The organism is Hymenobacter fastidiosus, assembly GCF_039539565.1.
GTDB classification, from domain to species: Bacteria; Bacteroidota; Bacteroidia; order Cytophagales; family Hymenobacteraceae; genus Hymenobacter; species Hymenobacter fastidiosus.
Genome location: NZ_BAABDJ010000028.1, coordinates 1 through 2,864 on the forward strand (window position 1 = coordinate 1; position 2,864 = coordinate 2,864).

Annotated in this window: 3 protein-coding genes; 1 reads left to right on the forward strand and 2 read right to left on the reverse strand. The window is 52.6% G+C overall.

Going from position 1 to position 2,864, the window contains the following annotated elements; all coding sequences use genetic code 11:
- The first annotated feature begins 237 nt into the window (after nucleotides 1–237).
- The gene (locus tag ABD833_RS12670) at nucleotides 238–1,473 is read left to right on the forward strand and encodes a glycosyltransferase (protein ID WP_345073443.1); all 1,236 of its coding nucleotides are present in this window, start codon (nucleotides 238–240) and stop codon (nucleotides 1,471–1,473) included.
- A gap of 41 nt (nucleotides 1,474–1,514) precedes the next feature.
- Here ABD833_RS12670 and ABD833_RS12675 read toward each other — a convergent pair whose 3' ends face one another.
- Together ABD833_RS12675 and ABD833_RS12680 are read right to left on the reverse strand one after the other, a co-directional pair.
- Nucleotides 1,515–2,099, reverse strand: coding sequence for an IS630 family transposase (locus ABD833_RS12675; RefSeq protein ID WP_345073446.1), 585 nt, complete (start codon nucleotides 2,097–2,099; stop codon nucleotides 1,515–1,517).
- Nucleotides 2,096–2,473, reverse strand: a complete 378-nt coding sequence (locus tag ABD833_RS12680; protein ID WP_345073445.1) for a transposase — start codon at nucleotides 2,471–2,473, stop codon at nucleotides 2,096–2,098. Before ABD833_RS12680 ends, ABD833_RS12675 begins: the two co-directional genes overlap by 4 nt.
- Between the last annotated feature and the right edge of the window lie 391 nt (nucleotides 2,474–2,864).

Genomic DNA, 2,864 nt, shown 5'->3' on the forward strand with positions numbered 1-2,864 from the left:
ACCGAATTTACGAACTAAGCCAGGGCCGCCTGGTTGCTCAGCACCAGTACGCCGAGTTGGTACAAAGCTTCATCTGAGTTGTGATTTCGTCACTAATCAACTAAACCGTACCTGACCCCTCCGGAAAAGTGCGTTTTATATGGCAAAGCATGCGTGAGCTGTCTTTGTTGCGGAGGCTTTAGATAAACGCACTGTAGCTTGATGTCTCTTTTTTGACTTGACTTTTTCTGCAATAAAATGCATATTCCAAATTCATTAATATCGGCTAGTGACCGAAAATTGAAGGTGTTGGTTATTCCTTCATGGTACCCTACTATTTCCAAGCCTTTACTAGGCACCTTTATGGAGGAGCAGACGCTACTAATGGAGCAAAGTTGCGAAGTACGGGTGCTGGTAGGAGCAGTAGAACACATTGGACGGCGTAAGTTCTTGCGAGCAGCGGGAGGGTACCTCCAGCCATTGCATTTTAAATTAGCTCCAGATGCTATAAAGCCTCCTTCTCAAGGAATTCATTTCATCTATCCGGTAATGCATGGAATCCGCGAAAATAAAAATACAGAATGGCGTGAAGACGCGTTTAACCGGGCATATGATGAATTAACTAATGACGGATGGAGGCCAGATATTATTCATGCACACTGTACCATAATGGGGGGCATAGCTGCGCATACTTTGAGCAGAAGACTGAAAGTGCCATACGTAATTACGGAAAATTTGCTCTTTCTTTTATTTCATGAGTCTCATGAAATTCAGAAACAAGCGCTGAAGGCAGTGAAAGAAGTAAATGCATTTTTAGCAGTTAGTACAGATAAATTGAGGCAGGTGCTCTTGCATCATGTTGATTGTAATTCGTATATAGTAGGCAATATGGTCGACGATACCACGTTTTATCTGCCATCTTCTAAGACGGTTAAGCCATGCTTTTCTTTGCTGACAGTAGCAGGTGCCTCTTTTCAAAAAGACTTAATTACTTTGTTCAAAGCTATTAAGGCTGTCGTGGATCAAGGCCATGTCAACATTATGCTCAGGTTAGTTGGCCTGGGGACATATGGTGGTGAAGGAAATGCTTTTCGTCAAGCAATTATCGATATAGGTATAAGTGATTATGTAAAGATTGAGGATTCTGTTCCTCGTGATCAAATGATTGATTTATACCATGAGGCCGATGCGCTGATTATGAGCAGTATATCTGAGGGATTGTCTATTTCGATTTTAGAAGCTATGGCTTGTGGTCTTCCCGTAATCAGTACCATACATGGTGGATCTGAGGATGTTATTACTCCGGAAAATGGAATTTTGACAAAAATACGCGACTATCAAGCGCTAGCAGATGCTGTTATTGACGTGAAGACAGGCGTGAAAAAATATGATCCAAAAAGAATAAGGGAAATTGTGGTGAATAATTATGGTAAACGGGTTTTCCATGATAGAATTTTAGGTATTTATAAAGAAGTAATTGCTAGTAGCAATTAGACATGTTCCTATAGCGGATTCGTGAACGGTTCGTCCAGTCATCAGGCGACTTGGGTGTGGTAGCCGCAGTGGTCAAACCAGTTTTTGGCGTCCTGGCTGGTAATCCAGTCGATGGCCTCGTACAAGGCGTTTTTCAGGGCGTCATAGGACCGGGCAGCACCGGTGCGCAGCTTGCTTTTGAGCTTGCTCCAGGCCTGCTCAATGGGGGAGAAGTCGGGCGAGTAAGGCGGCAGAAACACGACTTCCACGCCGCGCTTGGCCAGCCACTGGCGTAAGCCGGTCAGGTGATGCACGGGCAGGTTGTCGAGCACCAGTACATCCCCGCGGCGCAGCGTCGGGGCCAGGCAGTAGGCCACATAGAAGGCAAAGCTATGCTGGGTCAGCGCCCGGTCCAGCAGTTGCCCGGCCCCGAGCCCGCGCACGGAAAGCGCCCCGATCAAGGTGAGTGACCGGCCCCGGCGTAGCGGCACAGCCCCGCCCACGCGGGCCCCGCCAACAGCCCGGGCATGGGTACGGGCGTAGTCCAGGCGCAAGCCCGTTTCGTTCAGGAAGTGAAACCGGGCCACGTCGGGGCGGGTACAGACGTGTTCGACGTGTTGCTGGCGCGCCTCACCGACCCGCTTCAGGTCGCGTTCCGCGGCGTGGTGGCTTTTTTTTTACGCCGCAGCCGGTGCGCGTCCAGCACCTGCCAGATACAGGTCTGGCCCACGGGCCGCCCGCCCTGGGCCTGCCAGGCGGCGCCCAACTCGGCCAGCGTCGCATCGGCGTGCTGGCCGACGTAGGCCACCAGCCAGGCCTGCGCGTCGGCGTCGAGGTAGCGGGCCCGCCCGCCCCGGGCGGGCTTGGGGGCCAGCGAGCCGGTGGTCGCCTGCCGGCGCACCAAGTCTTTGACGAACGAGCGGCTCACGCCAAAGCGGTGCGCCACCTCCGTCTTACAGGCGCCCGGCGCGTGGCAGGCGATGGCCACGCGGGTGCGTAAATCAAGCGAGTACGGTTTCATCCACTGGTCTACGGCTTCCGGTAAAATATGGCCGAATCGTTCGCGGATCCGCTATAAGTTAACCCGCGAAGCGGCGCCGTACCTTTGGGCATGGATTATCTGGCCCTACGCGAGCGGCCGCGATAGTTTCTGGCTCTAACCAGTCTGTTCCCGGCCGAATTTGACGACTTGCTCACCGCCTTCGCCCCGGCCTGGGAGCGCTACCATACCCTGGACGGGGCCAAGCGGCGGTTGCCGGCCCACGCCGAGCGGGCCAACGCTACGCTGGCAGGCAGCGGCACGAAGCTCTTTTGGTTGTCTGACAATTTTAATGGAGCGGCTTATTTATACTCATCGCGAAGAGCAAAGCGAATCTATGCTTAAGATTGTGCTATGAAGGTGATGCTTCCCG

Bases quoted from the DNA above. Each gene is read 5' to 3' on its own strand.
- ABD833_RS12680 (WP_345073445.1), bottom strand. From the start codon at position 2,473: ATGAAACCGTACTCGCTTGATTTACGCACCCGCGTGGCCATCGCCTGC.
- ABD833_RS12670 (WP_345073443.1), top strand. From the start codon at position 238: ATGCATATTCCAAATTCATTAATATCGGCTAGTGACCGAAAATTGAAG.